Here is a 785-nt window from a genome sequence, read left to right as displayed (position 1 = left end):
ATGGTCATGTACAGGGTAACTAGCCTCAATGTGCAGCAATCAATTAGAAAAGGAGCTCAACATGGACTTTATTAAACAATATGATTGGGCGGGACTGATTACAAATGCCGGTGTTCTGCTCATTAAACTCGCCATTATGATATTGCTCTATTTTATCGTTCGATCATTAGGCATGAAAATCATTAAACATCTGTTTGCAAAATTCGAGGAGCAGAATAGCTTGTCTATCGGACGTGCACATACGCTCCGAAGCCTGACTCTTAACATATTTGCTTATACATTGATTTTCATATTTTTCGTCATGGTTCTAGATTTGTTTCATTATGATCCAAGCGCTCTTTTAGCGGGGGCAGGAATCGTCGGCCTGGCTGTCGGATTTGGCGCCCAAGGGCTTGTCAGTGATATCGTGACAGGTTTTTTTATTTTGCTTGAGAAACAATTGGATGTCGGAGATTATATTACCGTTTCCACCTTTGACGGAATTGTCGAGCAGGTTGGCTTAAGGACAACTCAAATCCGCAGCTTTGACGGAACACTGCATTACATCCCCAACAGAAACATCACAAACGTAAGCAATCATTCTCGTGGTACCATGCAGGCTCTTGTTGACATTAAAGTGCCGGCTGAAAGAAACATTGATGAAATGATTCATATTTTACAGCAGGTTTGTGATGAGACGGCAGCGGCTCTTCCGCAAATAAAAGAAGGCCCAAATGTCATCGGCATTCAAGAACTGGGGACTTCCGAAATTGTAATCAGGGTCATTGCCAAAACAGAAAATATGG

The 785-nt window shown here is 42.0% G+C and carries 1 protein-coding gene; it reads left to right on the top strand.

Features of this window, described 5'->3' with window-relative positions:
- Positions 1-61 precede the first annotated feature (61 nt).
- On the top strand, positions 62-785 hold a 724-nt coding region (mscT, locus tag ACWHAR_RS25975), incomplete at its 3' end, for a small-conductance mechanosensitive channel protein MscT (RefSeq protein WP_452088286.1).

The organism is Bacillus sp. LR--39, from assembly GCF_053613335.1.
This window is presented reverse-complemented; position numbering and strand designations above follow the sequence as displayed.